The sequence below is a fragment of the Dactylosporangium sp. NPDC006015 genome (assembly GCF_040614215.1).
Lineage (GTDB): Bacteria > Actinomycetota > Actinomycetes > Mycobacteriales > Micromonosporaceae > Dactylosporangium > Dactylosporangium maewongense.
On the sequence record NZ_JBEXUD010000011.1, the window covers coordinates 214,756 to 241,743 of the forward strand.

The 26,988-nt window shown below is 72.7% G+C and carries 26 protein-coding genes; 16 read left to right on the forward strand and 10 right to left on the reverse strand.

Annotated features, from left to right (window positions below; all coding sequences use genetic code 11):
- Positions 1-7 precede the first annotated feature (7 nt).
- The 10 genes from ABZ321_RS21880 (at position 8) to ABZ321_RS21925 (ending at position 8,494) form a co-directional block, all read left to right on the forward strand.
- Complete coding sequence (locus ABZ321_RS21880; protein ID WP_354893866.1) at positions 8-499, forward strand: sigma-70 family RNA polymerase sigma factor; 492 nt, start codon at positions 8-10, stop codon at positions 497-499.
- A complete protein-coding gene (locus tag ABZ321_RS21885; RefSeq protein WP_354893869.1) occupies positions 496-1,110 on the forward strand; it encodes a methylated-DNA--[protein]-cysteine S-methyltransferase in 615 nt (204 codons plus the stop codon). Before ABZ321_RS21880 ends, ABZ321_RS21885 begins: the two co-directional genes overlap by 4 nt.
- Positions 1,107-1,841, forward strand: a complete 735-nt coding sequence (locus ABZ321_RS21890; RefSeq protein ID WP_354893872.1) for a 2OG-Fe(II) oxygenase — start codon at positions 1,107-1,109, stop codon at positions 1,839-1,841. Before ABZ321_RS21885 ends, ABZ321_RS21890 begins: the two co-directional genes overlap by 4 nt.
- The gene (locus ABZ321_RS21895) at positions 1,838-2,128 is read left to right on the forward strand and encodes an Ada metal-binding domain-containing protein (RefSeq protein ID WP_354893875.1); all 291 of its coding nucleotides are present in this window, start codon (positions 1,838-1,840) and stop codon (positions 2,126-2,128) included. The genes ABZ321_RS21890 and ABZ321_RS21895 overlap by 4 nt, the downstream gene beginning before the upstream one ends.
- A complete protein-coding gene (locus tag ABZ321_RS21900; protein ID WP_354893878.1) occupies positions 2,113-2,634 on the forward strand; it encodes a hypothetical protein in 522 nt (173 codons plus the stop codon). Before ABZ321_RS21895 ends, ABZ321_RS21900 begins: the two co-directional genes overlap by 16 nt.
- An 84-nt stretch (positions 2,635-2,718) precedes the next feature.
- A complete protein-coding gene (locus tag ABZ321_RS21905) occupies positions 2,719-3,105 on the forward strand; it encodes an alpha-ketoglutarate-dependent dioxygenase AlkB (RefSeq protein WP_354893881.1) in 387 nt (128 codons plus the stop codon).
- Between the two features lie 18 nt (positions 3,106-3,123).
- Positions 3,124-3,735, forward strand: coding sequence for a DNA-3-methyladenine glycosylase I (locus ABZ321_RS21910; RefSeq protein ID WP_354893884.1), 612 nt, complete (start codon positions 3,124-3,126; stop codon positions 3,733-3,735).
- Positions 3,736-4,087: 352 nt separating this feature from the next.
- Complete coding sequence (locus ABZ321_RS21915; RefSeq protein WP_354893887.1) at positions 4,088-4,537, forward strand: ester cyclase; 450 nt, start codon at positions 4,088-4,090, stop codon at positions 4,535-4,537.
- Positions 4,538-4,819: 282 nt separating this feature from the next.
- On the forward strand, positions 4,820-7,741 hold the full coding sequence (locus ABZ321_RS21920; protein ID WP_354893890.1) for a LuxR family transcriptional regulator: 2,922 nt from the start codon (positions 4,820-4,822) through the stop codon (positions 7,739-7,741).
- A gap of 66 nt (positions 7,742-7,807) precedes the next feature.
- Positions 7,808-8,494, forward strand: a complete 687-nt coding sequence (locus ABZ321_RS21925) for an alpha/beta hydrolase (protein WP_354893893.1) — start codon at positions 7,808-7,810, stop codon at positions 8,492-8,494.
- 489 nt (positions 8,495-8,983) lie between these two features.
- On the opposite strand, the gene ABZ321_RS21930 is transcribed toward ABZ321_RS21925, so the two are convergent.
- Complete coding sequence (locus ABZ321_RS21930; protein WP_354893896.1) at positions 8,984-10,672, reverse strand: hypothetical protein; 1,689 nt, start codon at positions 10,670-10,672, stop codon at positions 8,984-8,986.
- A gap of 621 nt (positions 10,673-11,293) precedes the next feature.
- Here ABZ321_RS21930 and ABZ321_RS21935 point away from each other — a divergent pair.
- Complete coding sequence (locus ABZ321_RS21935; RefSeq protein ID WP_354893899.1) at positions 11,294-11,542, forward strand: hypothetical protein; 249 nt, start codon at positions 11,294-11,296, stop codon at positions 11,540-11,542.
- Here the strand turns inward: ABZ321_RS21935 and ABZ321_RS21940 are convergent.
- The 4 genes from ABZ321_RS21940 to ABZ321_RS21955 all read right to left on the reverse strand — a co-directional run bounded on the left by ABZ321_RS21940 (position 11,523) and on the right by ABZ321_RS21955 (position 16,639).
- Positions 11,523-12,566, reverse strand: coding sequence for a hypothetical protein (locus ABZ321_RS21940; protein WP_354893902.1), 1,044 nt, complete (start codon positions 12,564-12,566; stop codon positions 11,523-11,525). The two genes, ABZ321_RS21935 and ABZ321_RS21940, sit on opposite strands and share 20 nt — an antisense overlap.
- Before the next feature lie 98 nt (positions 12,567-12,664).
- Entirely contained in the window at positions 12,665-13,522 is an 858-nt protein-coding gene (locus ABZ321_RS21945) for a hypothetical protein (RefSeq protein WP_354893905.1), read from the reverse strand.
- 353 nt (positions 13,523-13,875) lie between these two features.
- Positions 13,876-15,441 carry a tannase/feruloyl esterase family alpha/beta hydrolase gene (locus ABZ321_RS21950; RefSeq protein ID WP_354893908.1) on the reverse strand — a complete coding sequence of 522 codons (1,566 nt, stop codon included), beginning with the start codon at positions 15,439-15,441 and terminating at the stop codon, positions 13,876-13,878.
- Between the two features lie 289 nt (positions 15,442-15,730).
- On the reverse strand, positions 15,731-16,639 hold the full coding sequence (locus ABZ321_RS21955; protein WP_354893911.1) for a hypothetical protein: 909 nt from the start codon (positions 16,637-16,639) through the stop codon (positions 15,731-15,733).
- Between the two features lie 204 nt (positions 16,640-16,843).
- Here ABZ321_RS21955 and ABZ321_RS21960 point away from each other — a divergent pair, with 204 nt between their 5' ends.
- The 5 genes from ABZ321_RS21960 (at position 16,844) to ABZ321_RS21980 (ending at position 22,192) form a co-directional block, all read left to right on the forward strand.
- Positions 16,844-17,521, forward strand: a complete 678-nt coding sequence (locus tag ABZ321_RS21960) for a response regulator transcription factor (RefSeq protein ID WP_354893914.1) — start codon at positions 16,844-16,846, stop codon at positions 17,519-17,521.
- A 64-nt stretch (positions 17,522-17,585) separates the two neighbouring features.
- Positions 17,586-18,143 carry a hypothetical protein gene (locus ABZ321_RS21965; protein ID WP_354893917.1) on the forward strand — a complete coding sequence of 186 codons (558 nt, stop codon included), beginning with the start codon at positions 17,586-17,588 and terminating at the stop codon, positions 18,141-18,143.
- Positions 18,140-18,892, forward strand: a complete 753-nt coding sequence (locus ABZ321_RS21970) for an ABC transporter ATP-binding protein (protein WP_354893920.1) — start codon at positions 18,140-18,142, stop codon at positions 18,890-18,892. The genes ABZ321_RS21965 and ABZ321_RS21970 overlap by 4 nt, the downstream gene beginning before the upstream one ends.
- On the forward strand, positions 18,882-19,562 hold the full coding sequence (locus ABZ321_RS21975; RefSeq protein ID WP_354893922.1) for an ATP-binding cassette domain-containing protein: 681 nt from the start codon (positions 18,882-18,884) through the stop codon (positions 19,560-19,562). Before ABZ321_RS21970 ends, ABZ321_RS21975 begins: the two co-directional genes overlap by 11 nt.
- Positions 19,556-22,192: an ABC transporter permease gene (locus ABZ321_RS21980; protein ID WP_354893924.1), complete on the forward strand. Its 2,637-nt coding sequence runs from the start codon at positions 19,556-19,558 to the stop codon at positions 22,190-22,192. Before ABZ321_RS21975 ends, ABZ321_RS21980 begins: the two co-directional genes overlap by 7 nt.
- 112 nt (positions 22,193-22,304) lie before the next feature.
- Here the strand turns inward: ABZ321_RS21980 and ABZ321_RS21985 are convergent, their stop codons facing one another.
- From ABZ321_RS21985 to ABZ321_RS22005, 5 genes are read right to left on the reverse strand one after another with little or no spacing between them, the layout of a single operon-like run.
- Positions 22,305-23,468, reverse strand: a complete 1,164-nt coding sequence (locus ABZ321_RS21985) for a glycosyltransferase family 4 protein (protein WP_354893927.1) — start codon at positions 23,466-23,468, stop codon at positions 22,305-22,307.
- Positions 23,354-24,508, reverse strand: a complete 1,155-nt coding sequence (locus ABZ321_RS21990; protein ID WP_354893930.1) for a lysylphosphatidylglycerol synthase domain-containing protein — start codon at positions 24,506-24,508, stop codon at positions 23,354-23,356. The genes ABZ321_RS21985 and ABZ321_RS21990 overlap by 115 nt, the downstream gene beginning before the upstream one ends.
- Complete coding sequence (locus tag ABZ321_RS21995) at positions 24,505-24,960, reverse strand: NAD-dependent epimerase/dehydratase family protein (RefSeq protein ID WP_354893933.1); 456 nt, start codon at positions 24,958-24,960, stop codon at positions 24,505-24,507. Before ABZ321_RS21995 ends, ABZ321_RS21990 begins: the two co-directional genes overlap by 4 nt.
- Positions 24,957-25,742: a polysaccharide deacetylase family protein gene (locus tag ABZ321_RS22000; RefSeq protein WP_354893936.1), complete on the reverse strand. Its 786-nt coding sequence runs from the start codon at positions 25,740-25,742 to the stop codon at positions 24,957-24,959. The genes ABZ321_RS21995 and ABZ321_RS22000 overlap by 4 nt, the downstream gene beginning before the upstream one ends.
- Positions 25,739-26,893: a glycosyltransferase gene (locus ABZ321_RS22005; RefSeq protein WP_354893939.1), complete on the reverse strand. Its 1,155-nt coding sequence runs from the start codon at positions 26,891-26,893 to the stop codon at positions 25,739-25,741. The genes ABZ321_RS22000 and ABZ321_RS22005 overlap by 4 nt, the downstream gene beginning before the upstream one ends.
- Positions 26,894-26,988: the final 95 nt, after the last annotated feature.

The window sequence follows — 26,988 nt, forward strand, 5'->3', positions numbered from 1 at the left end:
GATGAACATGAAACAGCCGTTCGAATCAGTGGTCGCGCAGCACAGCGTCACCGTGCTGCGCGTCTGCCGAGCGCTGCTTGGAGTACAAGATGCGGACGACGCCTGGTCGGAGACCTTCCTTGCCGCGTTGCGCGCCTACCCGGACCTTCCGGAGACCGCGAACGTCGAAGCCTGGCTCGTGACCATCGCCCGCCGCAAGGCGATCGATGTCCAGCGGGCCGCGAAGCGGGACCCGCTGCCGGTGGAGACACTGCCGGAAGCGCCGGCCTCGATCGGAATCCCGGGCACCGACGACACCGAGCTCTGGGAACTCGTCGGCCGCCTCCCCGACAAGCAACGGCAGGCGATCACCTTCCGATACCTCGTCGGCATGTCACATGCGGAGATCGCGGCGATCCTCGGCGGAACCGTCGACGCGGCACGGAGAGCCGCCGCCGACGGGCTCAAGACCCTCAGGAAGCAGTTTCCGGGCGCAAACGCGAAAGGAGCAGTCCAATGAGCGACATCCGCAACGATGACGCCCTCACCGCCCTGTCGGCGCCCATCGACCCCGAGACCCTGGCAAGGCTGCACGCCCGGCTCGAGCGCGAGGCGCAGGCCGAGGGTCTCGTCGACGTCGCGTACACGACCGTCGACAGTCCGGTCGGGAAGCTGCTGCTCGCGGCGACCGCGAAGGGCCTGATCCGCGTCGCCTACGCCCGCGAGGACCACGACCGTGTGCTGGAGAACCTGGCCGAGAAGGTCAGCCTCCGCATCCTGCGCGCACCGAAGCGACTCGACGACGCGGCGCGCGAGCTCGACGAGTACTTCGACCGCCGCCGGAAGGTCTTCGGCCTGGCGCTCGACCTGTCCCTCTCGCGCGGGTTCCGGCAGCTCGTCCAGAAGCACCTCCCGGAGATCGGATACGGCCAGACCCGTAGCTACCGGGAGGTCGCCGAGCTCGTCGGCAACCCCAAGGCCGTGCGCGCCGTCGGCACCGCGTGCGCCACCAATCCGCTGCCCGTCGTCGTTCCCTGTCACCGTGTACTGCGTACCGACGGCACTCTCGGCGGGTACATCGGCGGGCTCGACGCCAAGACCACCCTGCTCGAGCTGGAGGCCGCAGCATGACCACCAAGCCGAAGCCCCCGGCGAACCCCTGGCGGGAACGCGTCGAATCCGCGGACTGGGCCGCCGTCGCAGTCGAGATGGACGGGTACGGCGGCGCCTTGCTCCCGCAGCTCCTCGCCCCCGCAGAGGCGAAAGAGATCCGCGAACTGTACGACAGCGATGAGCTGTTCCGCAGCACGATCAACATGGGCCGGCATCGCTTCGGCGAAGGGCAGTACCGGTACTTCGCGGCACCGTACCCCGAGCCGATCGAGGCGCTGAAGCAGGCGCTCTACCCGAGGTTGCTGCCGATCGCCCGTGACTGGTGGACCAGGCTCGGCAGGCCCGCCCCTTGGCCGGACATCCTCGACGAGTGGCTGCAGATGTGCCACGACGCCGGGCAGACCAAGCCGACGGCGATTCTGCTCCGCTACGGCGAGAAGGACTGGAACGCGCTGCACCGCGACCTCTACGGTGACCTCGTCTTCCCCCTCCAGGTCGTGATCAACCTCAACGAGCCCGGAGTCGATCACACCGGCGGCGAGTTCCTCCTGCTGGAACAGCGGCCACGGGCGCAGTCCCGCGGCACGGCCACACTCCTGCCGCACGGTCACGGGTATGTCTTCACCACTCGCGACCGCCCCGTCCGCTCCGCCCGCGGCTGGTCGGCGGCACCGGTGCGGCACGGGGTCTCCGCGATCCGCTCCGGCGAGCGGCACACGCTCGCCCTCGTCTTCCACGACGCGGCATGAGCACCACGAAGACCTACACGCTCATCGGCGCGGACGAGCGCCCCCACTCGTCTCCCGCCAAGGGCGAGTGGGGCGGCCACCGCGGCAACAAGATCTACGGCCGGTTCGACTGCCCCTCCGCGCTCCGAGCGATCGCGCGAGGCGGCTACGTGACGCACCGCGTCTTCTTCGCAGACGAGGCGACCGCGATCGCCGCCGGCTACCGGCCGTGCGGGGCCTGCTGCACAGACCGCTACCAGGCGTGGATGGTCGCACAGGAGAAAGGCGAACCGTGGACGCCCTGGTGAGCCCGCTCCTGCGCAGTTCGCAAGGAATCCGCCTCCCGCATGCTCCGGCGGCGACGGAGGCGGAGGTCGAGGCGATCACGGCACTCGCCCGGACCCGCGGCGCAACACGGCTCGCCATCGGATCGGGCCGAGCGGACGACGACCTCACGACAGCACGCGCTGTCGCGACACGGTGGGAAGCACTCGGCGGCGAGATCGTCACGACCCTCACGTGGCCGGAGACCGCCGCGTCGTGGTTGCGGCAGGCCACCCGGTTCACCGCCGCTGATCCAGATCTGTGGATCATGGCCGGTTCCCCAGCCGGATGGGCACAGATGACCCGCAGGCTCCTGTGGTCGACGAGTTGGCGGCCGGCTCGAACCATCCTGGCGGCGGCGCTGTCCGGGCGGGCGGCGCTCGATCTGGTCGGCCTCGCCAACCTCGACGGAATCACCGGCGTCACCGAATCAGGCCGCGCCTGGCGGATCGAGCACGAGGTCGTCACAGCACACCATGTAAGGACCTGACGATGACGCTCTTCACTCCGGACCTCGACCCAGGGGAACGCCGCGAACCCGGTCCCGGTGCGATCCTGATCCCAAGTTGGCTCAGTGCGGCTCGGCCGGCGCGCGCTTCGCGACGCCGGCTACCCCGACGACGAGGTGAACGCCTACACGCCGGACACGGCGCTCGTGAACCACTACGACGACTCCGCACGTCTGGGCATGCACCAGGACAAGGACGAGCGCTCCCTCGCCCCAGTTGTGTCGCTGTCGATCGGTGACGCCTGTACGTTCCGCTTCGGCAACACGGAGAACCGCGGAAAGCCCTACACCGACCTCCGCCTCCGCTCCGGGGACCTCTTCATCTTCGGCGGAGCATCCAGGTTCGCCTACCACGGCGTCACGCGCGTGCATCCCTTCACCGCCCCGGACGGATGCGGCCTGGAAACCGGCAGGATCAACATCACCATGCGCGCCACCGGACTCACCGACTGACGGAGAAGCAACACAGCGATGAACGAGGCACCCGACGACCCCGGCGTCGTGATCGGCGAAGACGGCCTGGCCCGACCCGCGTGGGCGTCGATCGATCCGATGCTGCGCGACTACTACGACACCGAATGGGGCATGCCCGTCACCGACGAACGCGGCGTCTACGAGCGGGTCACGCTCGAAGGGTTCCAAGCTGGCCTGTCCTGGGCCACGATCCTCCGAAAACGACCCGCATTCCGCGCCGCGTTCGACGATTTCGATCCCGACGCGGTCGCCGCCTACACCGAGGGCGATGTCGAACGCCTCCTCGCAGACACCGGGATCGTCCGAAACCGGCAGAAGATCGAGGCCGCGATCCGAAACGCCCAGGCGACGCAGAGGCTCCGCGACGACATCGGACTATCCGCGCTCATCTGGTCGTCCAAGCCGGCAACGACCCCCCGGCCGCGAACCTTCGCCGACATCCCCACCACCTCGCCCGAATCCGTCGCCCTCTCGAAAGAGCTCCGCAAGCGCGGATTCGCGTTCGTCGGCCCGACGACGATGTTCGCGCTCATGGAGGCGATCGGCATCGTCGACACGCACCTGATCGGCTCGCACCGACGCGGCACCTCCGGCGTCTGGCCCGAATGAGCACAATCCGTGCATCGCGCCCGGCGACCGCGGGTGTCCAAACTGTGCGAGCCGGGGCCGGACACCAGAGTCCCGATCCTGCACGACCTCACGCGATACGAGCCCAAGCGCGAACCGGACCCGGCAGGCGCGGGCATCGCCATGCACCGCTCGCCGCGAAGCAAACCGGCTACACCGCCCTGTGGATGCCGAGCGACGTCCGTTCCGAGTATTTCAATCTGTCGCTCGGGCTGCGATCCGAATTGAGAAACCCCGGCGGCAAGTCTCACGAAACACCCATCCGACGCGTCTTCCCGGTGTCGGCGGCCAGCAACCGGCCGGCGATCACCCACACGAGCAAAGGGACGACATCATGTCGCTGGAAGAGAACAAGGCCGTCGTCGGACGCTGGTTCACCGAGTTCTGGGGCAACCCCTGGAACCCTGCGGTCATCGACGAGCTCGCGCATCCCGACATCCGCTTCGAATACTCGCTGCACAAGCCCATGCGCGGTCGCGACGAAGTGCGGGCCTTCGCCACCAACTTCCGCACCGCGTTCCCGGACCTCAACTTCTGGGGCACCGCCGACCTGATCGCAGAGGGCGACTACGTGGTCGGACAGTGGGAAGGCGGCGGCACCCACACCGGGCCGATCGTCTTCGACGACCTGCCCATCGGCTCGGTGCCGGCGGCGTCCGGCAAGACACTCCGCTTCACCGGCACGACCGTCCTCAAGGTCGTCGACGGACTCATCGTCGAAGAGGTCGGACTCGACGACGGCGTGAAGGTCCTCCAGCAGCTCGGCATCATCCCCACCGAGTAGGTCGACGAGTACGCCGTTTGAAGGCAGGGAGGGGTCGAGCGACGCGCACGGCCCCTCCCTGCAGTGACGGTGCAGTAGCGGTTGCTGGTCGGGTGCTGGTCCTGTGAACGGCCGGTTCCGGTCGCATCTACAGGCGCCGTATGGTGATGCCGTGGGCGGGTATCCGGTGGCGAGCGAAGCTGCCGTGCCTCCACTGCGCGCTGTCGCAGGTGGTGGCGCGATCGTTCGTCCGTGCGGCATGCCCGGCGTTGGGCCGGCGTCGGCCGAGCTGCGGCAGCGTCGGTGCTCAGCCCCGCGGCCTTCGCTGGTCCGCTGGTCGGCCCGTCGCGCGTCAGCACGGTCAGCACGGTCAGCACGGTCAGCACGGTCAGCACGGTCAGCACGGTCAGCACGGTCAGCACGGTCAGCACGGTCAGCACGGTCAGCACGGTCAACGACGATCACGGCGCACCGTTCATGACCGGTGCGGCTTTGGAGCTCGTCGGCCGGGACGCCGAGCTTGCGATGCTGCGCGGGTTCCGGGCGGAGATGGCCCGGTCTGCAGGTGCGTTGCTGCTGGCCGGCGATCCGGGTGTCGGGAAGACTGCGCTGTTGCGAGCGGCCGCCGCAGACGCGGCGGCTGCTGGGATGCGGGTGCTTTCGGCGTCGGGTACGCCGTTCGAGGCCAAGCACAGTTTCTCCTGCCTGCACCAGTTGCTGCATCCCGTGGGCGAACAGATCGGCTGGCTGGGCCCTGCCCACCGGCAGGCGTTGCAGGTCGCGCTGGGCATACAGGACTGTGAACCGCCGAGCCTGCTGATGATCGCCAACGCGGTCCTGGACCTGCTGCGCCAACTGGCGACAGAGGACTCGGTGCTGCTGATCGTGGACGACCTGCAGTGGATCGATCGCGCCAGCGCGATGGTTCTGGCGGTCACGGCACGCCGCCTGACCCGCGGCGTCGGGCTGCTGGCCGCCTACCGGTCCGGGCACGAGACCTTCTTCGACCGGGCCGGTCTGCCCGAGTACGAGATCCGTCCGTTGGACGAGACAGCTGCCGCGGCGTTGGTGGCGCAGCGTTTCCCCGCCCTGGTGCCCCGTGTGCGCGGGCGGCTGCTGGCCGAGGCGCAGGGCAATCCGCTGGCGTTGCTGGAGCTGCCGTTGGCACTCACCGACCGGCAGCAGACGGGCGTCGGATCATTGCCGGATGTGCTCGCGCTCAACCGTCGACTGCAGGCGGCGTTCGCCGCGCGGATCGACGGACTGCCTCCGCAGACCCGGCGCATCCTCCTGCTCGCCGCTCTCGACGGCAGCGGCCTGCTCAGTAACCTCATTGCTGGCGAACCGGACCTGGTGGCGCTTGCGGCGGCCGAGCGGGCAGGCCTGATCCACGTCGACAACCGCGTCGGCCGGCTGACTTTCCATCACCCGCTGACCCGCTCCGCCGTGGTCGAAGGGTCCATGTTCGACGAGCGCATTCGGGCCCACGCTCAGCTGGCCGCCGCCATGGCCGACCGCCCCGAGCGGGCCGCGTGGCACCTGGCCCAGGCGAGCACCGGGCCGGACGAGACTGTCGCCCGGCTCCTCGAGGACGCCGCGTACACGGTCCGCAGCCGCGGTGACGCCGCCGGCGCGGTCACCACCCTGCTGCGCGCCGCCGACCTGAGCCCGACCGACACCGACCGCAGCCGACGCCTCGCCGAAGCGGCGTATCTCGGTGCGCTGGTCACCGGCGACCTGCGTGACGTGCCGCGGCTGCTGGCCGGCGACGGGCACCCCTCGGGCGAGCAGTCGCTGGTCACGGCCGTCGCCGCCGCGCATCACCTGTTGCTGAGCGGGGAAGGCGACATCGGCACCGCCCACCGGCTGCTGGCCGGAGCCATCCAGATGCAGGCGGTCCCGTACGACGGTGACAACCCCACCATGGTCGAGGCCCTCTACACCCTCGGCTGGGTCTGCTACTTCAGCGGACAGGCCGACCTGTGGGAACCGTTCCACGCCGCGTTGTCCCGCCTGTCGCCGCCGACACCCGAGTTGCTCGCCCTGCTGGCCGGCACCTTCGACGACCCGGCCCGCACCGCAGCGCCGCTGCTCGACCGGCTCGACGCCGCGATCGTCGGGCTGAGCGTGCAGACCGACGCCGTGTGGACCATCCGCGTCACGCTGGCGGCGATGTTCCTGGACCGGTTGACGTCGTGCCGCACACCGCTGTCGGCGATCCTCGGCAGAGAACCGGGCCCAGGGCTCACCCTGACCCTGCACGCCCGGTCGCTGCTCGGCCTCGACCAGTTCATGACCGGCGAGTGGGACGCTGTGCGGCGTATCGCCGAGGAGCACGTCGAGCTGTGCCAGGCCCACGACTACCGGCTCCTGGAGTGCATCGGCCTGTATCTGCTGGCGATGCTGGCCGCGGCGCACGGCGACCACGAACAGGTGCGACAGCTGACCGACCGGATGACGATCTGGGCCACGCCCCGCGGAGCCGGGCTCGTGCTGCGCATCGCGGAACAGGCGAAGCTGCTCGACGCGCTCGGCCGCGCCGACTTCGGGCAGGCATACCAGCACGCCACCACGATCGCGACCGTCGGGCAGATGCCTGCGCACATCCCGCACGGCCTGTGGCTGATCATGGACGTCGTCGAGGCCGCAGCGCGCACCGGACGCATCGCCGAAGCCCGGGCGCACGTCGCGGCAGCCCGGGATTGCCGGGTCGCCGCGATCTCCCCGCGGCTGGCCATGACCATCGAGGCGGCGGCCGCGCTCGCCGCACCCGATGACCAGGCACCTGCCCTGTTCGACGCCGCCCTCGCTGTCAGCGGCGGCCAACGCTGGCCGTTCGAGCGAGCCCGGATCCAGCTCGCCTACGGCGAACGGCTGCGCCGGTCCAAGGCCAACGCCGCCGCCCGGCGGCATCTGGCGACCGCCCTGGAAACCTTCGACCGGCTCGGCGCCCTGCCATGGTCCGCGCGGGCATCGGCGGAACTGCGAGCGACCGGTCACACCGTCGGCGGCCTCCCGTCAACCGGGCCGGCCGCGCTGACGCCGCAGCAACGGCAGATCGCCGAACTCGCCGCCGCCGGGCTGAGCAACAAACAGATCGGCGAGAAGCTGTTCCTGTCGCCCCGCACGGTCGGCACCCACCTGTACCAGATCTTCCCGAAGCTCGGCATCACTTCCCGGGCGGCACTGCGCGACGCGATCGCCGACACCAGTCATTTGACGTAATCGAACCTCACGCTGCGGCGCCTACCGTCACCGCATCCACACCCACTCATCCAAGGAGTGCAAGTCGTGAGTGCTGTGACCAACGTCGTGCTCGTGCACGGCGGCTTCGTCGACGGATCCGGCTGGCAGCCGGTCTACGACCTGCTCACCCAGGACGGCTACCGGGTCAGCGTCGTGCAGAACCCCACCCTGTCGCTGCACGGCGACGCCGAGGCGACCCGGCTGATCCTCGACCAGCAGGATGGCCCGACGGTGCTCGTCGGCCACTCCTACGGCGGCGCCGTGATCAGCGAGGCCGGCACCCACCCCAACGTTGCCGCCCTCGTCTACATCGCCGCGTTCGCTCCCGACAAGGGCGAGTCGGTGAACACGCTGATCGCCGACCCGCCGCCCGGGGCGCCGGTCCCGCCGATCCTGCCACCGGTCAACGGGTACCTCTTCCTCGACCGGGACAAGTTCCACGCCTCGTTCGCCGGTGACCTCCCAGCCGCCCAGGCGGCGTTCCTGGCCGACGCACAGGTCCCCTGGGGTGTCGACGCCCTCGCCGGCGCCGTGTCCGAACCCGCCTGGCGCGCCAAGCCGAGCTGGTACCTGGTCGCGACCGACGACCGCATGATCCCGCCGCCCGCCCAGCGCGCCATGTCGGCACGGGCCGGATCCACGGTCGTGGAGGCCGCCGGCAGCCACGCCATCTACGTGTCGCAGCCCGCCGCGGTCGCCGACCTGATCAAGCAGGCCGCCGCCAACCGCTGAAACACCCGCACGTGCCGGCCGCCATCCTGGCGGCCGGCGCACCACCGCACCAACGTCAACCACCACGCCCAGCCGCGGGCACGGGATCGCACGGTGCTCGCTGCCACCCAGCGCACCGTCGACGAGTTCGCGGTGGACCGCGCTGCCGTCGGCGACGACCTGAGCCGGGGACGGGGTCGCAGTGGTGCGTTGGCGGCACCGGCCGACGTTTCTTCGGGCCCGGGCGGACCTATCGGTGTAGACGTGGGTCAGGCGGCCGGCTTCTGACGATGTCGCGGCGGACGCGGTCATCGTGACCGTAGGCAGTGCCGCGATCCTGCTGCAGGAGGTCCGGTACCGGCCTGCCGACGTCGACGAGCGCGCCGGCGACGCCTTCGACGTAAGTGAAACCGGCGGCGTCGGAGCAGCCGGTGGCGTTGGCGAAGCAGGTTCCGCTCGGGCTGCGGAAGCCGACGGGGCGGGTGCTGGGTGCCAGAAACCAATTCGCGTTCACGTCAGCCACGCGAGTGCGACGGACACCGCTGAGATGGCCGCCCAGATCACGTACAGCGGCCACGGGCGCCGTGCCGTGGGAGGCGCGGGCGGTAGGCCGGCCGGGTCCGTGTCGAGCGCGACGCGCCGCGCGTGCCGGAGCGCGGCGACCAGTTGCTGGGGCGAGCGGGTGACGCCGCTTGCCGGCCACCCAGCCGTCGCCAGGAGCGCGAACGTGGCGTCGCCGTCGGTCAGCAGTATGTCGCCGGCATCGGTGAGCTCGACGGCGCTCTGCTGGGTCCAGGCCATGCGGTGGTGTTCCCACGGTGTCAGGACTGAGACGCCGCCGGTGCTCCAGCAGACGCCGGGCCGCAGACGGTACCGCCACCCTAGCTCGCATGCCGCGGCCGCGCTCGCGATGCCGGTCGCCGTGAGCGCCCCGGGCGGCACGGCCTCGTTGGCGGACACCATCGCGACCGTGACGACGGCCGCTGCCTGTATCACCGTGCCCGCCCAGGGGCGAAGGCCTCCGTCGCGGTGCTCCCGGACCGTGGACGGATCCCGGTCGCCCGGCAGCAGATCGGCCGGGTGGACGGCAGGCTCGCCGTCGTCCTCGATGCCGGCCGGCAGCCCCCGCTCGCTGTCGTACGGTACGGTCTCCACCTTGGCGACCGGCCTGATGGGCACGCGGACGCGGCCCTGGACCTCCAGCGCGCACCAACCCCCGGCCCGGGGATCGCCGTACAACGTCGCGGGCACCGTGCGCACCCGTGCGCAGGCATCGGATTCCTCGTCTTGCCCGCCCTGCGGCGGGCGTTCATCGACGACGAAGATGCTGAGCTGCCGGGCGGTTCCCCACGGGCCAGGGAGCAGCACGGTGACCTCATCACCGTGGTCGAGCGCCCGCACGGCATAGACCGCCTGCGGCTGGGCGAACAACCGGTGCAGCATCCGCCGTCGTGTGCAGGACCGGGCGAGCAGTGCCCCGCCGCCGCCCACGACCAGCACCGACGGCAGGTACAGCACCGTGATGTCGTACGGCTCGGTGCTCAGCTGTCGCAGCCCGGCGGCGTCCACCAGCACCTGGACCCGGCCGTCGACCGGATAGGCGGAGGCGGCGACCACCTCGGCGTCGAACTCCGTGCCGTCCGGCAGCCTCAGCCGGACGGCGCCGCCGTCGTCCAGGTGCTCCAGGACCTCGGCGGTCACGCGGTCCGCGGCGGCCTGCTGCGCGTCGACCCGATCCTGCCGCCACATCGTCAGCCCCATGCCCGCGAAGCCGGCGGTCACCAGCAATGCTCCGACGGTACCGCTCATCGCGCCCACCAACGGTAGCCGCCGCGGCGCCGGCGGCTGCCGCCGGACGACGCTCGCGGGCGGCACCTCCCACCGCAACCGGGCGACACCGACCGAGACGGCGACCAGCGCCAGTGGCAGCATCGCCCGCCAGCCGAGCTGGGAGTCGTCGGCCCGGTCGGCGACCGGCCACAGCACAGCGCACAGCACGGCCGCGCAGACGGCTGCCCACCGGTGCAGGTAGGACATCACCGCGGTCGCAGCGGCCATGCCCACCGCGACGGACGTGACCGGCTCCGGACCGCACCCGCCGGCCGTGCAGGGAACGTCGGGCACGGTGTAGACGGTCAGCAGCAGCATTGCTGCCGCGGTACCCGCGACGAAGTGATCGGCCTTGGGATACGGATGCATCCGGTGATCATGCCCGATCACCGATACGGCTCCGCGGCGTCCGCCGGCCGGGTTTCAGCGAGGCTACCCAGTGACGATGCCTGTCGCGTGCCCCTTGCCCAGCGCGATCTGGCTGAACTTGTGGCCTCCGGTGACAAGCTGCGGCAACGTCACCTCCGCCGACCCGCCCGCCGCGTGCGGGCCACCTGATCCGAGATTGCCGTCATGGTCGATGCCGACTTGTCGCAGAAGAACCGGCGCACCGACAACACGATCCGGATCGGCCGGCCAGCGACCGGAGCATCCGCCAATGTACGGCGATACCGCGATGCACCCGAGACGACGGCACCGCACACGCCTGACAACCGGCCTGACGGCTGTGGACCCGAGCCGCAGCGACCAGCTCGGCCCCGACGTCTACCGCCTCATCGATCTCGACGCCGTCCAGATGGGGAAGTAACTGTCCGACGGCATCGCGCACCTGCGCAACGTTCATCGTCCATCACACGGTTCGCGCCAGAGCCCCGTTTTACGTACGTTGTTGGTTCGCATCGGTTCCGATCCGGTGCTGGTTCGGGAGCAGCTCCGGATCACCTTGGTCGAGAGAGCTTCGGCGGGCGCAGTCTCAACGATTCTGATCCTTTGTGCCGGCTGGCAGAAACCGGACAATGGTTAACCTCGGCGGTCGAAGCGCTCCGCGAGATTGTGCGCAGGGCCGCCCTTGCCGCCGCGGGCACCGTGGCGACGCTCGACGAGACAGAACCCACAAAGGACCACGAAACAGCGATCAAAGTCTTCTTCTGCCCCGACCCGGGCACCGACTTCGACCACGGCCGCGGCCTGCTGCTGACCAGCATCCAGGCGCGCCTGGCTACGGCCACCGCCCAGTAACCTCGCCCACGACGTCGAGCAGCCGCCCCGCCGCGCCCGGCCCGCCCACCTCGACGACCGCGGGCACCAGCGGCGCGAGCGCGGCGAGCACCTCGCCCCGCCCGCCGGCGTCCAACGCGGCCCGGATGCGCGCCACCGGCGGCCGCGTGTCCCCGGCCGGCGGGTCGATGAACTGCCGGGCGAGGGCCACCTCCTCCGCGCCGATCCGGGCCGCGTCGGCGAGCGTCCCGGCGGCGATCCGCTCGCCCTCCGCGGCCGGCAGGTGCGGCCGGACGGCGGCCAGCGCATACGCGCGGCTGTACGGCTGCCCGATCGTCGCGATGAGCTCGACCGCCGTCGCGAGCGCGGCGGCGCGCTCGGCCGGCGACAGGTGCGGGGCGAGGTCGCCGAGGAGCCGCGCCCGGCCGATCGGGTTGGTCTCGGCGTCGACGGCGGCCGTGAGCCGCCCCAGCGCCGCGTTGCGCGTCCCGGCCGGCAGATGCGGCAGTAGGGCGATCACGCCTGCGACCCGGTCCGGCAGGAACCCGACGCCCTCGGCGTGCGCGAGCGCCGCGACGAGCTGCTCGCCGCTCAGCAGCGGCGCCAGTCGGGCGACTAGGTCTAGGTCGGTGCGGGTCGGATACGCGGTCGCGCGGGCGAGCGCGCTGGCCACGACCGCGTCCCGCGTGGGCGGGTCCAGGTGCGGGGCGACGAGGGGCAGCGCGTAGGAGCCGACCGAGGGGACGAGTGCGGCCGAGGCCGCGCGCCCGCGCCGCCGGGCTTCCCCGGTCAGGTACGGCATCAGCGCGGCGACCACGGCGGCCCGCTCGTCGTGGTCATCGATACCCGGCGCGTCGGCGAGCGCGCGGGTCAGGGCGGCCCGCCGGTCGCCCGGCGGGAGGTACGGCGCCAGGCCGATCGTCGTTGCCATGCGCTCGAGCCGGCCGCGGAACCCGGCGGCGGCCGAGACCATCCGCCGGACGCGCTCCGGCGGCAGGAAGGGGGCCAGCACGACGTACCCGCGACCGCGGAACTCGTCGATCACGTACCGGTCCAGGTGGTCGGCCGCCCGCTCGAGCTGCGCGGGCGACAGGCGGGGCGCCAGCCGGCGCAGCGCGGTGAATAGACGCGGCAGCCAGAGGTTCAGGACCGCGGCCAGGGCAGCCTCGACGAGGTCGTCCGGCAGCAGCGGGCCAGCGCGACGAGCCGCCCGGTTCCGCGCGCCTCGTCGGACTCCTCGTCGGGCACCGTGTCGGGAATTTGCGCCGCCGCGGCGAACGCGGCCCTGACGACCCCGGCGCGGTCGGGCGCGGGCACGTAGGGGGCGAGGCCGGCCAGGGCCTCGGCCCGGCCGGCCGGCCCCGGCAGAGCCTCGGCTGCGCGCCGCGCGGCGGCGAGTTCGGCCGGGGTCAGGTGCGGGGCCAGCCGGGTCAGCGCTGCGGCGCGGGTCTCGGCGAGGCGCAGCGCCTCGGCCCGCGCCGCGCCGGACAAGTGCGCTGCCAGACCGGTGAGCGCCAGGCAGCGGTGCAGGTCGGTGGGCAGCGCGCGAGCCGCGGCGACGACCGCAGCCAGGTCACCGGGGGCGAGGTGGTCGCCGAGCGCGGCGTACAGGCCGGCGGCGGTGTGCCCGTGCATGCCCCGCGCGGCGTCGAGCACCTCGGCGGCGAGCGCGGGGCGGCGGTCCTCGGGCAGGCGCGGCAGCAGCCGGGTGAGCAGGTCCGCGCGGGCATACGCGTCGGGGTACAGCGCTGCGTGCGCGACGGCTCGCTCGAGCGGCCACAGGCCGGCGTCGACCAGCAGCTCGGCGAGCCGGGGCGGGACGGCGTTGATGACGGTGCGCACGCTCGCGGCCAGCAGCCCGTGGCGGATCTCCTCGACGACGGTCAACGCCGGTCCGCCGGCGTCAAGAGCCTCGTCGGTGCGGGCGGCAGCCGCGGCCCGGGCGGCGGCGAGGTCGCGTAGTTCCGCGCCGGGGTCGTCGAGCAGTGCCGCCGGGGCCATGCCCGACAGCCTAGTCTTGTTTCAACGCGACCTCGGCTACCGCAGCCCAGACGAATACGAGACCGCCTGGCACACCCAGACCGAGCCAGACAACCTCACCCCTGCCCCGACCGGAGGCAGGTAACCACAGCTCCATCAAAGCGGGGGAAGCTCAGACCCGAACCCTAAACGCTCGAAAGGTCGGCTGCCACCCGCATCCATCGTCGCCCATCGACGAGCGGCGTGGTACTCCACAGATCGACCGACGCCCAGTGGCCAAGATCCGTTGACAGTGGCCAACCATCGCTGACAGCAGCAACGTTCGGTCTCCGGCCGGATGAGCATTCGTATGTGCTCGGCGACCGGCGGGTCCGTCAGTGACAGGGACGGCCGGCGGTTGCCTGCTGCGGGTAGCGGCACAGGACGCCGCTGAGGTGCGGATGCGCTCCGGTGGTGGCAGCGGGCAGTGTGTCGGGCGCGCGGTCGTGTTCGACCCAGTCCACGAGCGCGGCGTGCGGGTCGGTGGGGACAGGTCCGGCCCCGCCGGAGCAGTGCCCCACGCCTGGGGCGAGGAAGACGCGGTAGAACCGGTCGGTGGCCTCGCCGCCGCCCATGGCGGATTCGACGCGGCGGCGGTAGTCGACCGTGCCCTGCGGGAAGACGGCTGGGTCGGCCAGGCCATGCCAGGTGATCATTTTGCCGCCGGCGGCGCGGAAGGCGGACAGGTCGGGATCGTCGGAGCCGATGACGGCGCCGTAGCGTGCCTGGGACTCCTCGAACAGGCGCTCGAACTCGGCGTAGCCGATGGTGGAGACGTCGAGGTGGGGTTGCCGCAGCAGGAAGTAGTGGATCCAGTCCGCGGCGACGGGGAACGGCGCGCCGTGCCTTGGCCCGAACAGGGGCTTGGTTGTGCCGGCCAGCCAGCTGAACGACGCGCCGCGCGGCAGGCCGTACCACTGCCGTTCCCCGGTGCGGGTCGTCGGGCCGTCCCAGATCCTGCCGACGATGTCGGCGTCCACCCGGCTGATCCGGATCGTCCGGCCGTGACAGCGCACGCTCGTGCCGACGAGCCGGCCGGGGTCGAACCGGCAGGTGTCGGGCCGCCCGATGATCCCGTCGAGGCGGCCGTCGTCGGTATCGCACGCTGCGATCGCGGCGCGGTTGAAGGCGGCGAACTCGCATGCGGTCGGGTACGTACCCGCCTCGTTCATGACGACCTGCGGCCAGAACTGGGCCAGGGTAAGGCGGTTCCAGGCGATGGCGGGCGCGTCGGCGAGGATGCCGTCGAAGTCGCCGGGGTAGCGCTGCGCCTCGGTCAGGCCCTGCCGGCCGCCGGTCGAGCAGCCGGTGAAGTATGAGTAGGCGGGCGGCCGGCCGTAGAACCCGGCGATCACCTGTTTCCCGATTCGGCTCATCTCGTGCACTGAGCGGTAGGCGAAGTTGGCCAACAGCCCGTCGTTGATCGGCCGGTCATGGCGCTGCGCCCAGACCGGCGGGCTCTTGGCAGTGCTCGGCACACCGGCGTCGGTGGAGGCCGCCGCGTAGCCCCGCCGGACCGCTGGGACGAGGGCGCGCTCGAACTCGCCGGCGGCGAACGCTCCGCCGCCGGTGGCCTGGAAACGGCCGTTCCACGTCGATTGTGGCAGCCACACCTGGACACGGACCCGGTCACGAAGCGGCGGGTGCGTCAGGATGATCGTAACGTCGCAGAACGCCGGAACCCCGCTGGCAACGGGCCGACCGGGGCGGGAGGCCCGGGCATCCATGCCGTCCGGGTGGGCGACCGCGGACATCGCGAGGATCCGCGTGCCGGGCAGGGACGGCCGGGACAGGCGTTGGCAATGGCCGTCACCGGTGAGCAACACGGCGGCGGCGACGGCGGACAACGTGAGCGCCACCGGCAGCAGGAGCGCACCGATGACAACCAGAGGTGTTCGCATCGCTGCTCCCGTGGGGACGGCCGCGCGGGCGGACGTGCACCGACACCTCGCTGGCTACCCGCCGCGGCCTGCGTCACACCCCGGCGGAGCGGACGGCGCCGGGCCGAGCGTCCGGCATCTGGTCGATGCATCATCGCCATTGGGACTGGCGACATGGCGGGGATGGCGCGCCGCGGGTCGGCGATCCGGATCTCGGCTCAGCCGTGCGAGTCCAAACGACCGGTACCCGGATGTACGGGCTAGCGCCTCGAGCGGGGTGTGAGGCAGCTGCCTGGCATGCTTCCCACCGTCATCCCTCCACGTGTAGGTGGTCGCGGCCGGCGGCGGCTCCGGCACTGCGCTCGTGGAGACGGGGGCCGTGTTTGCGGTCTTTGACGTGGGCGTGGGCCATGAGCCCGAACAGCACCGTGAGCAGGACTGCGGACGAGCCGAGTGTGCCCAAGTCCAGGCCGCCCTTGGTGGTGGGTTTGGTGAGCAGGTCACCGGCCGTGGCGCCCAGCGGCCGGGTGAGGACGAACGCGGCCCAGAACAAGGCCACGTTCGGGACGGCCGGCACGTACTTGAGCATGAGCAGGGCCGCGAGCGCGGCGGTGATGAGGAGCGCGCCACCTCCGTAGCCGAGGCCGGAGCTGTCGGACAGGAAGTCGCCCATCGAGGTGCCCAGGGTGTTGGACACCAGGATCGCGGCCCAGAACAGCGCCTCGCCTCGGAACGTGTCGATGTCGCGGATCGCGAACGTGAGCCCGGCGTACCGCCATGCCACGAAGATGGTGATCAGCAGTGTGACGAGGATTGCCGCACCGGTGGGGTAGCCAAGCCCCAGTCCTTGCGGCCCCCAGCCGAGGGTGGCGGCGCCGGTGGGGAGGTACTTGGCGGTGGCGTCGCGATTCATGAAGTCCGAGATGGTGGTGCCGGCCATGCTCGTAGACAGGATGACGGCCCAGTAGCAGAACGGGTTGTACCGGCGGGAGCGCAGCTGCGCGAGCAGCGTGACGACGAAGATGCAGAACAGGGCGATCGTGGTGAGGAAGTAGCCCAGCTTGAGGGTCTGGGCGAACAGGTCTCCGGCGGTCTCACCGAGCGTTGTGGCGGCGATTTTCATGATCCAGAAGGCGAGGGTGACGTCGGGCAGCTTTCGCATGGCGTAGCGGCTGCCCCGAGCCAGCGCTGCTTGGGTGGTGTCCTCGGCATGCTGCATAGGGATCTCCTTGCGCCGTCGGTCGCCGAGGGCCGGCGACAGTAGGGCAAATCTGGGCAAACCTATGACAAGCCGCATAAGAAAGGCCTGAAAGTGGTTGCGACCCGCGGATCACGCTGACGCCGGTCAGCCGTGGGGCAGCGCTCTCAGCGGTTCCTTATCGGTGCGCAGCAGGCTTGATAGGTCGGTTCAGGGGGTGATCGCATGCGGGTGCTGCTCGTGGAGGACGAGGAGGGGCTGGCCAAGACGATTCGGCAGGGGCTCAACGTCGACGGGTTCGCGGTGGACCTTGCCCTGTCCGGCACCGACGGGTTGTGGGCGGCGAAGGGGACCGTGTACGACGCGGTGGTGCTGGACATCATGCTGCCCGGGCTCAGCGGCTACGAGGTGTGCCGGCAACTGCGGGCAGCCGGCGTGTGGACGCCGGTGCTGATGCTGACCGCGAAGGACGGCGAGTTCGACGAGGCGGACGCCTTCGACCTCGGCGCGGACGACTATCTGACCAAGCCGTTCAGCTTCGTGGTGCTCGAGGCCAGGCTGCGGGCGCTCATCCGCCGGGGTGCGCCCGAGCGGCCGGCCGTGCTCACCGTCGGGGACCTCAGCTTGGACCCGGCCCGGCTGACCGTGGCGCGCGGCGACGAGCCGATTGCGTTGACGCCGCGCGAGTTCAATCTGCTGCACTTCCTGATGCGGCACCGGGGCGAGGTCGTGTCCCGCACCCAGATCCTCGAGGGCGTCTGGGACACGTACTACGACGGCGACTCCAACGTGGTCGACGTCTACATCGGCTACCTGCGCCGCAAGATCGACCAGCCGTTCGGGCGCACGGCGATCACGACGGTCCGCGGGGCCGGTTACCGTCTGGCGGCTGACGGCGGATAGCCTGCCCGGCCGCATGGACCCGCGTTCAGCGGGCTTTCAGGCACTCGCGCCTACGGTGCCGGTCATGCGGAATCGTTCGGTTGTGACACTGGTCATCGCGGCCGTCGTCGTCATGCTCGCGGGGTGCGGCCGGGGCGGGTCGGGTGGGGACACCGGCGGTGCCGGGGACATCCCTGACAACCAGGCGTTCGTCGAGTACCGGCCGGCGGACGGCCGGTTCAGCATCAAGGTGCCGGAGGGCTGGGCCCGTGCCGAGTCCGGCGGCACAGCGACCTTCACCGACAAGCTCAACACGATCACGGTCGTCGTCGCGCCGCGGGCCACGCCGCCGGACGCCGCCAGCGGCGCCGCCGACCTCGCGGCGCTGAAGGACACCACGGCCGGGTTCACGCCCGGCACGGTGAGCACAGTCGACCGCAAGACGGGCACGGCGGTGCTGATCACGTACCGGGCCGACTCCGCCGCGGATCCGGTGACCGGCAAGGTGGTCAGCGACGACGTCGAGCGGTACCAGTTCTGGCGGGACGCGACGCTGCTGACCGTGACCCTCGCCGGGCCGCACGGCGCCGACAACGTCGACCCGTGGCGGACCGTCACCGACTCCGTGCGGTGGCTGCCGTGACCGCACCATCGGCGGCGGCGCTACGGGCGCAGCGGCTGTACCGGTTCTTCCACGCCGGCGACGAGGAGGTGGTCGCGCTGTGCGGGGTGTCGGTGCAGCTGGCCGCCGGTGAGTGGGTCGCGGTGACCGGGCCCTCGGGGTCGGGCAAGTCGACGCTGCTGCAGTGTCTCGCCGGGCTCGACGAACCCGACGGCGGTGATGTGTGGGTCGCCGGGCAGCGCATCACCCGCCGGCCCGACACGGATCGGGCCCGGCTGCGAGCAAGGTACATCGGCGTGCTGCACCAGTCGGGGAACCTCCTGGAGCACCTCACGATCGGGCAGCAGATCCGCTTCGCCCGACGGCTCGCCGGGCAGCGGCACGATGCTGGTGTCGTCGACCGGCTCCTCGGCGCCGTCGGCCTCGACGGGCGCGGCCGGGTGCTGCCGGGGCAGCTGTCCGGAGGTGAGGCGGCCCGGGCGTCGCTCGCGGTCGCGCTGGCCAACGACCCGCCGGTGCTCATCGCCGACGAGCCGACCGGTGAGCTGGACGCGTTCACCGAGCGGGCGGTGCTGTCGCTGCTCGCCGCGCGCGCCGTCGCCGGGACCGCGGTCCTCGTCGCCAGCCACAGCCGGGCCGTCACCCGCGCCGCGCACCGGGTCGTCGAGCTCCACGACGGTCGTGTCCACCAAGCCGACACCCGAACCGCAGACCGAACCGCAGGCCGAGCCGCAGACCGGGGCACAGACCGGACCGGCCATGACGGGTGACGGCACCGTGCTGTTCGTCGGCACCGGGCTGGGCCGCACGTTCGGTGAGGTGACCGCCGTCGACGATGTCAGCTGTCTCGTGGTCGCCGGGGACCGGATCGCGGTGACCGGGCCGTCCGGGTCCGGCAAGTCGACGCTCCTGCACCTCGTCGCCGGCATCGACCGGCCCACCAGCGGCACCGCCACCTGGCCACGGCTGCCCGGCGGGCCGCTGCAGCACCCCGGCAGCGTCGGGATCGTGTTCCAGCAGCCGAACCTGCTGCCCGATCTCACCGCCCTCGAGAACGTGCAGCTGCCGCTGCTACTCGCCGGGCACACCGCTGAAGCGGCCGCCGAGTCCGCCGCCGAGGCACTGCGCACCCTGGAGCTCGGCCATCTTGCCGACCGGCTGCCCCACGAGCTGTCCGGCGGACAGGCGCACCGCGTCGCCGTCGCCCGTGCCGTCGCGGGCCGGCCCGAGCTGGTCGTCGCCGACGAGCCGACCGCGGCCCTCGACGGGCCGACCGCCGCCCACCTCGCCGCGGCGCTGCTGGCGACCGTCGAGCGCGTCGGCGCCGCCCTGCTGATCGCCACCCACGACGAGACCGTGGCCGCCCGGATGCGGACCCGCTGGTCGATGACGCACGGGACGCTCACCCGCACCACACCCATCGGAGCAGACACATGCTGATCTGGCTCGACGGGCTGCTGCGCCACCGCGGTGCCCGCCTGCTCGCCACCGCGGCCGGGATCGGCACCGCCGTCGCGCTGCTCGCCACCCTCGGCGCGTTCCTCAGCAGGGCACAGCAGAGCATGACCGCGCGCGCCGTCGCGACCGTCGGCGTCGACTGGCAGGTACACCTGGACGTCAACGCAGACCCGAAGACCGTCCTGGACCTGGTGCGGGCCGAACCCGGTGTCCGCACTGCGCTGCCCGTCGCCTACGTGCGCGTGCCGGCGCTGGCCGCGACAATCCGCGGGTCGGTGAGCACGACCGGGGCGGCCGTCGTCGTGGGCCTGCCGGACGGCTACCGCGACCGGTTCCCGGGACAGATCCGTGACCTCGGAGGCGGTCCTGGTGACGGCAAGGGCGTGCTGCTGGCGCAGCAGACGGCGGCGAACCTGCGGGCCGTGCCCGGCACGGTCATCACGGTCCAGCGGCCCGGCTTGACGCCGGCGGAGGTGACCGTCACCGGGGTGGTGGACCTGCCGCACGCCGACACCATGTTCGCCGGGACCACGCCGGGAACCGCCGTGGCACCACCGGACAACGTGCTGCTGCTGCCGGACACCACGTTCGCGGAGATGTTCACGCCGCTGCGGGCTGTGCGGGCCGACCTGTTCACCGACGAGGTGCACGCCCGGACCGACCGGAGGCTGCCCGCCGACCCAGGCCGGGCCTACACGGCGACCGGCGGTGCCGCACGGCACCTCGACGCGGACCTCGCCGGAGCGGGCCACACCACCGACAACCTCGGCGCCGCGCTGGACGCCGCAAGGGCCGACGCCGCGTACGCCACTGCCCTGTTCCTGTTCCTGGCCACCCCAGGCGCCGTCCTCGCCGGGTTGCTCACCGCTGTCATCGTCGCCACCGCGAGCCGGCGGCGGCAGCGCGAGCAGGCGCTGCTGCGGACCCGTGGCGCCACCACCCGGCAGGTGCTGACCTTCGCCGCGGTCGAGTCCGCCGTCTGCGGAGTCCTCGGCGCCGGTTTCGGGGTGGCGGTTGCGGCTGCGCTCGGCGCGGCCGTGTTCGGCAACCCGGGCACGCCCCTGTGGTCGGCCGCCGCGGCCGTCGCCGGGGTCGTCGTGGCGGCCGCCACGGTGCTGCTGCCCGCCTGGCGGTCCCTGCGCGCCGACAGTGTCGCCGCGGTGCGGGCCGGGGCCGACCACGATCGGCTGCCGTTGGTCCTGCGCCTCGGTGGTGACGTCGCCGCGCTGGCGGCCGCGTTCCTGGTGCTGCGGGCCACGTCGGCGGCCGGCTACCAGCTGGTGCTGGCGCCGGAGGGGGCGCCGCGGATCGCGGTGGACTATTGGGCGTTCGCCGGTCCGGCGCTGCTGTGGGTCGGGGCCGCGTTGCTGCTGTGGCGGCTCGTCGAGCTCGCATTGCGGTTCGGGCGTGTGCCGCTGACCAGGCTGCTGCGCGGACCCGCGGGTCCGCTGGCCGGCACGGCCGCCGCCGGGCTACGGCGGCGCCGACGGGCGGTCGCGACAGCGGTGACGTTGATCGCGCTCGCGGTCGGGTTCGCCGTGGCCGCGGCCGGGTTCACCGCCACATACCGGCAGCAGGCGGAGGTCGACGCCCGCCTCACCAACGGCGCCGACGTGACCGTGACCGCCGCCGATGCCGGCAGCGACTCCAGCGGCGATCTGGCCGGCGCGATCGCCGGCACGCCGGGGGTGCGGCACGTGGAGACGATCCAGCACCGCTTCGCCTATGTCGGCGCGGACCTGCAGGACCTGTACGCGGTGCGGCCCGCCACGGTCACCGCCGGCGCGCACCTCGCCGACGGCTGGTTCACCGGCGGTACCGCCGCGGCGCTCATGCAACGCCTCGACCGGCAGCCCGACGGGGTCCTCGTCTCCGCCGAGACCGTCGTGGACTTCCAGTTGCAGCCCGGCGACCGGATCACTCTGCGGGTTACCGACGCCCGGACGGGCGCGGCGACTCCCGTCGACTTTCACTTCCTCGGTGTTGTCAACGAGTTCCCGACCGCGCCGACCGACAGCTTCCTGGTCGTCAACGAGACGTATCTGACCGCGAAGGCCGGGGCGGGGCCCGGGACGCACCTCGTCGACACGGCGGGCGGGGACCCGGCCGCCGTCGCCGCCGCGCTGCGCACCCGGCTCGGGCCCGGCCCGGCCGTCACCGACATCACCACGAGCCGGGCCCTGGTCGGCTCCAGCCTCACCGCCGTCGACCTCGGCGGGCTCACCCGCATCGAGCTCGGCTTCGCGCTGGCGATCGCGGCCGCCGCGGCGGGCCTGGTCCTGGCGGTGGACATGGCGGAGCGGCGGCGGACGTTCAGTGTCGCCGCGGCGCTCGGCGCCCGGCGCCGGCATCTCGCCGGATTCGTCGCCGGTGAGGCCGCCGTGATCGTCGGGCCGGCCGTGCTCGCGGGGGTGGCGCTCGGGGTCGGGCAGGCCCTGGTCCTGGTCGCGACGCTCAACGGCGTGTTCGACCCGCCACCGGACCGGCTCGCGGTGCCGTGGGGCTATCTCGCCGTCGTGATCGGGTCGGGCGTCGCCGCCGCGGCAGCCACCGTCGCCGCGGTGGTGGCCCGGACCCGCCGTCCCGACCTGACCCTGCTCCGCGAACCGTAACTGCGACCACAGGCCGGTCAGGTGCGGGCGACGTAGACGGCGTAGGAGGCCCCGCGCCGCGACGGCGTCCACGGCTCGGGCGGCGGCGCGCAGGCAGTTCCCCCGCTACCTCCTACGACGTGTAGGAGGTGCTGGGGTTGCGCGGCGACACGAACTGGCCACGACCGTGGACCGGCCGGCGGCATTGACGGTGTGCGGCAGTGTCGTAGAGGGCGTCTGCGGCGGCGAGGACCGTTCCCCAGCTCACGCCGGGCGCGACTGCGCGGTTGTGCCGGGCGACGGCGGTGAGTCTCGCGGGATCGTCCAGGAGCGATTCGACCGTCCCACGCAGGTCGTCGTCGGAGTGCACGAGCCAGCCCTCCGTCCCGTCCCGGATGAAGTCGGCGATCCCACTGCCGGCGCGGGCCACGACCGGGAGGCCGGCGCTGCGGGCCTCGAGGGCGGCGATGCCGAACGACTCGTGCCGGGCCGGCGCGACGTACAGGTCGGCGGCGGCGAGCAGAGCCCGGATCGCGGGCCGGTCCAGGGCCCCGGCGAGCACGATGTCAGCCTCGGCGCCGGCGGCGGCGACCCGGCGGCGCAGCCCAGGCAGCAGCGGGCCGTCGCCGACGAGCACGGCCCGGAACCCGCCGGGCCGCACCGTGCGCATCACCAGGAGCAGGTCCAGCAGCGCCGCGGGCCGTTTGCGGCGGACCATCCGCAGCACGCTGATCAGGGTCGGCGCCGCACCGGTGCGCGGGGCGGGCGGGGTCAGCCAGGCGGCCGGGTCGATGCCGTTGGGCAGCACAGCGACGGGTGCGCCGTCCAGGGCGTCCTGGACCGCGGCCGCGGCGGCCGTGCTGACCGCGGTCCACGTCACCGGCCAGGCCGCGGCACCGTATCGGCGGGCGTAGCGGCGCACCAGGGGAACGATGTCGTGCCACATCGAGTGCACGGTCACGACGGTGGGGATGCCGTCGGCGGCGGCGAGGCGGGTCAGGGTCCACGCGAGGGGCGAGAACGCCGAGATGTGCGCGTGCACCACGTCCGGGCGATCTGCCCGGAGCGCCCGCAGCAGCAGCGGCTCCCGTACGACGCGGTAGGGCCCGATTCCGGCCGTGCCGTGCCCGAGTCGCCGCACCGGGACCGCATCGGCAGTATCCGCGCCGGGCGCGGTGGTGGTCAGGACGGTCGGCTGGTGTCCGCTGTGCAGCTGGCGGGAGCTGAGGTCGTCGACCTGGAGCTCGATACCGCCGAGGCGGGGCAGGAAGACGTCGGTGACGTGGGTGATCCGCATGGGGGCTCCGGTCGGGACGGTCCGGTTCGGGGAGTGGTGCGCCGGGTCAGCAGCCACAGCGCGGCGGCGAGGCCACCGACGGGGATCTCGGCGACGAAGATGAACGCGCGGAACAGCAGTACCCCGGCGAGGGCGCCGATAGCGTCGGCGCCGAGGCCGATCAGCACCCCGACGGTGCCGGCTTCGATGAGTCCTGCGCCGCCCGGGGTGATCCCGGCGAGGGTCAGGAGTCGTTCGGTGACGAGGCCGGCGACGACCAGCGGCCATGGCATGGCTGCGCCGATTGCGAGCAGGCACAGCCACCACAGGGCGCCCTGCATCAGCCAGTAGGAGATCATGCCCCAGGTCAATGCGGCCCACCGGCTCCGGACGAGCTGGTCGGTGCCGTCCAGCAGTGCCGCGGCCGTGGCCGTCCAGCCCGGCACGGCACTGGGTGCGCCGGCGCCGTAGCCGGGCCGTCGGTGCCGCAGCCGCTCGGCGAACGCGACGACGCGCAGGAGTGGTCCCGCCCGGCCGAAGAGCGCGGTGACCAGGAGCAGACCTGTCCCGGCGGCGAAGACCGCCGTCGCGAGCCACAGCATGCCGTTGGGGCCGGCGTCCAGGGAGCCGGTGGCGAGCAGCGTGCCGACGGCGACGAGTGGCATGAAGAGCTTTGCCGCCGTGTCCCAGGCCTTTGACAGCATGACGAACCGGGCGAAGTCGAGGTTGCCGTGGCCCCAGCCGCGGACCATGGCGAGGTTGAGCGCGGTGCCGGCGACGCCACCGAGCGGCAGCACATTGGACAGGGCGCTGCCGGCCAGGTTGAGGGTGAGGGCCCGGCGGTGGGTGAGGCCGGGCATGGCGGCGCTGAGCACGATGGTGTGCACGCAGAGCCCGGCGAGCCAGACGACGCCGAGCGCGGCGAGCCACTGCCAGGTGACGGTGCCGAGCTGCCGCCAGGCACCCGACCACGATGCGCCGACGGACGACAGGTGCAGCGCCGCCCACACCACCACGGCGATCCCGCCCGCCAGCAGGATCAGCCGCGCCCTGGTCGTCATGGCCGTCCGGCCGTCGCGACCGTGTCGTGCCGCCGGGCCGTCCACGCGGCGGCAACCGTGTCGGCGAGCGTGTGCCGGGCCTGCCAGGAGAGCTCGTCGCGGATCCGGCCGACGGCCGCGACGACGGCGGGCGCGTCCCCGGCCCGCCGCGCCCCCGCGTGACGCGGCACCGGCAGCCCGGTGACGGACTCGACGGTGCGCACGACGTCGAGGACCGATGCCCCGCGACCACTGCCGACGTTGTAGATCCGCCCGACGGCCCGCCGGGTCTCGAGGTGTACGGCCGCGGCGTGGTGCGCGTCGGCGACGGTCAGCGGCACGTCGGCGGGCACCCGGTGCGGCATCCCGGTGGACAGGTCGTCCAGCACGACGACGGGCTGCCCCGCGGTGCGCAGCCGCCGTACGACGTGGGCGCCGATGTATCCGGCGCCGCCGGTGACGAGCCACGTCATGCCGACACCACGCGGCGTTCGGCCAGACGTTCGCCAGCTCGTTCGCCCGCGTGTTCGCGTGCTTGTTCGCCCAGGTGCTCGGCGAGCGTGCCGACGGTGAGGCCGCGGTCGCGGGCCAGGGTGATGATCCTGGGCAGCGCGGCCAGGGTCCGCTGCCACGAGCCGGGGGCCGAGGTGCAGTCGGAGTCGTGCAGCAGCACCGTGCCGCCACCGGCGAGCCGCCCGGCGACGGTGTCCACAATGGACGTCGGGGTGGCGCGGGCCCGCCAGTCGCGGCCCCAGCTGGTCCACAGCACCGGTCGCAGGCCGATCCGCCGGCAGGTGCGCAGGGCACTGGCGGTGAGCACACCGTAGGGCGGGCGGTAGTACCGCGCGGTCACGCCGGTCGTCGCGGCGATGAGGTCGCGGGCGGCGGTGATGTCGTCGGCGGTGGCACCGGGGGTGCGCCACAGCAGGCACCGGTGTGCCCAGCCGTGCACGGCGACCTCGTGGCCGGCGGCGACAATCTCACGGCCGAGGTCGGGGTCGTGCTGCAGCATCGAGGCGAGCAGGAAGAAGGTGGCCTGCACGTCGTGCTCGGCGAGCACCCGCAGGAACTGCGGGGTGGAGCGGCGGTCGGGGCCGTCGTCGAAGGTCAGCGCGACGTGCCCGGCGGCCCCGGCCCCGGCGAGACCGGGCAGCACCGCGCGGCGCAGCGGCGTGCAGGCGGTGACGGCGGGAGCGGCGTGCACGGCCCACGCGGCACCGGCGACACCGGCCGCCCACGCCAGTCCCCGCCTCATGCCGCCACCACCCGCGGACCGCCGTCCGCCACCGGCGAAGGCGGCCGGACCGCGGACGGGACCGGGCTCGGCATGCCGGCCGCTGCGGCGATGACGGTCTCCGGGCGGATCGCCGCCGGGCGGAACGCGTTCGGGGTGACCATCGCCTGGCGCAGCGCGGCGGCCAGGTCGGCCGGGTCGCGGATCCAGGGGACCCAGCCGGCCACGTCGAGGGCCTCGGCGTTGCTGCGGCCGTGGCCGGGCACGCACCGGTAGGTCACGACCGGGACGCCGGCGGTGAGCGCCTCCAGGGACGACAGCCCGCCCGCGTTCTGCACCACCACCTGGCAGGTGCGCATGAGGGCGGCCATGTCGTCGATCCAGCCGAGCGCGACCACCCGTCCGGTCCGGGCGAGCCGGTGCCGCAGCGGGTCGTTGCGTCCGCACGCCACGACGGGGACGGCGAGGCCTGTGGCGGCGATGTCGGCGGCGGCCCGCTCGACGGCGCCGACGCCCCAGGCACCCGCGACGATGAGCGCCAGCGGCGCCACGGCCGGCAGACCGAACCGCAGCCGCTGCCGCACCTGAGAGGTGACCGGGGGCGTACGGCCGAACGCCGGCGACACGGCGGGTGCGACGACCCGCACGTCGCGGGCGCCGTGCCGGCGCGCCTGCCGGGCCGCTTCGTCGTGCAGGGCGAGGTGGGTGTCGACGCCGCCGGCGATCCACAGCGGGTGCACCGACAGGTCCGTCAGGTAGGTCAGCGCCGGAGCCTTCAGCCGGCCGTCCCGACGCAGCCGGCCGAGGACCTGACCAGCAAGCGGGTAGGTGGAGACCACGGCGGCGGCATCAGGGCCGACCGCGGCGAGGGTCGCCTCGTCGGCGAGCGCGGTGAGCCGGGACGCGGCCGCCGCAACGCCCGCGGTGCCGACCGCGGACAGCAGCCAGCCCCAGGTGGCGGGAAGCGTGGTGAGCTGCCGGCGGTACATGCCGCGCAGCAGCCGGCCGGCGCGGCGGGGCAGCAGGTCGACGAAGTCGTGCCGCTGGACCGCGAACCCGTCCAGCCGCAGCCGACGGTTCAGCTCGGCGGCCGCGCCGTCGTGGCCCGCGCCGAAGCTGGCGGAGACGACCACCACGCGGGCCGACCGGCCGTGGATCAGCGGTGCCGTCATCGGTCCGATCCTTTCGGGTCCGGGATGCCGGTCCGGATGGGCCAGGCTGCGGTGGATGTTCGGCCTGCCAACCTGAAAGGACGCTGAACAGCCGC

What these genes read in the sequence shown, in the direction of transcription:
- ABZ321_RS21995 (WP_354893933.1), bottom strand. Translation starts at nt 24,960, where the DNA reads ATGACGTGGCTCGTCACCGGCGGCGCCGGATACATCGGCGCCCACGTC.
- ABZ321_RS21950 (WP_354893908.1), bottom strand. Translation starts at nt 15,441, where the DNA reads ATGCGAACACCTCTGGTTGTCATCGGTGCGCTCCTGCTGCCGGTGGCG.
- ABZ321_RS21960 (WP_354893914.1), top strand. Translation starts at nt 16,844, where the DNA reads ATGCGGGTGCTGCTCGTGGAGGACGAGGAGGGGCTGGCCAAGACGATT.
- ABZ321_RS21990 (WP_354893930.1), bottom strand. Translation starts at nt 24,508, where the DNA reads ATGACGACCAGGGCGCGGCTGATCCTGCTGGCGGGCGGGATCGCCGTG.
- ABZ321_RS21980 (WP_354893924.1), top strand. Translation starts at nt 19,556, where the DNA reads ATGCTGATCTGGCTCGACGGGCTGCTGCGCCACCGCGGTGCCCGCCTG.
- ABZ321_RS22005 (WP_354893939.1), bottom strand. Translation starts at nt 26,893, where the DNA reads ATGACGGCACCGCTGATCCACGGCCGGTCGGCCCGCGTGGTGGTCGTC.
- ABZ321_RS21895 (WP_354893875.1), top strand. Translation starts at nt 1,838, where the DNA reads ATGAGCACCACGAAGACCTACACGCTCATCGGCGCGGACGAGCGCCCC.
- ABZ321_RS22000 (WP_354893936.1), bottom strand. Translation starts at nt 25,742, where the DNA reads ATGAGGCGGGGACTGGCGTGGGCGGCCGGTGTCGCCGGTGCCGCGTGG.
- ABZ321_RS21890 (WP_354893872.1), top strand. Translation starts at nt 1,107, where the DNA reads ATGACCACCAAGCCGAAGCCCCCGGCGAACCCCTGGCGGGAACGCGTC.
- ABZ321_RS21975 (WP_354893922.1), top strand. Translation starts at nt 18,882, where the DNA reads ATGACGGGTGACGGCACCGTGCTGTTCGTCGGCACCGGGCTGGGCCGC.
- ABZ321_RS21955 (WP_354893911.1), bottom strand. Translation starts at nt 16,639, where the DNA reads ATGCAGCATGCCGAGGACACCACCCAAGCAGCGCTGGCTCGGGGCAGC.
- ABZ321_RS21965 (WP_354893917.1), top strand. Translation starts at nt 17,586, where the DNA reads ATGCGGAATCGTTCGGTTGTGACACTGGTCATCGCGGCCGTCGTCGTC.
- ABZ321_RS21930 (WP_354893896.1), bottom strand. Translation starts at nt 10,672, where the DNA reads ATGCATCCGTATCCCAAGGCCGATCACTTCGTCGCGGGTACCGCGGCA.
- ABZ321_RS21885 (WP_354893869.1), top strand. Translation starts at nt 496, where the DNA reads ATGAGCGACATCCGCAACGATGACGCCCTCACCGCCCTGTCGGCGCCC.
- ABZ321_RS21985 (WP_354893927.1), bottom strand. Translation starts at nt 23,468, where the DNA reads ATGCGGATCACCCACGTCACCGACGTCTTCCTGCCCCGCCTCGGCGGT.
- ABZ321_RS21915 (WP_354893887.1), top strand. Translation starts at nt 4,088, where the DNA reads ATGTCGCTGGAAGAGAACAAGGCCGTCGTCGGACGCTGGTTCACCGAG.
- ABZ321_RS21945 (WP_354893905.1), bottom strand. Translation starts at nt 13,522, where the DNA reads ATGGCCCCGGCGGCACTGCTCGACGACCCCGGCGCGGAACTACGCGAC.
- ABZ321_RS21910 (WP_354893884.1), top strand. Translation starts at nt 3,124, where the DNA reads ATGAACGAGGCACCCGACGACCCCGGCGTCGTGATCGGCGAAGACGGC.
- ABZ321_RS21880 (WP_354893866.1), top strand. Translation starts at nt 8, where the DNA reads ATGAAACAGCCGTTCGAATCAGTGGTCGCGCAGCACAGCGTCACCGTG.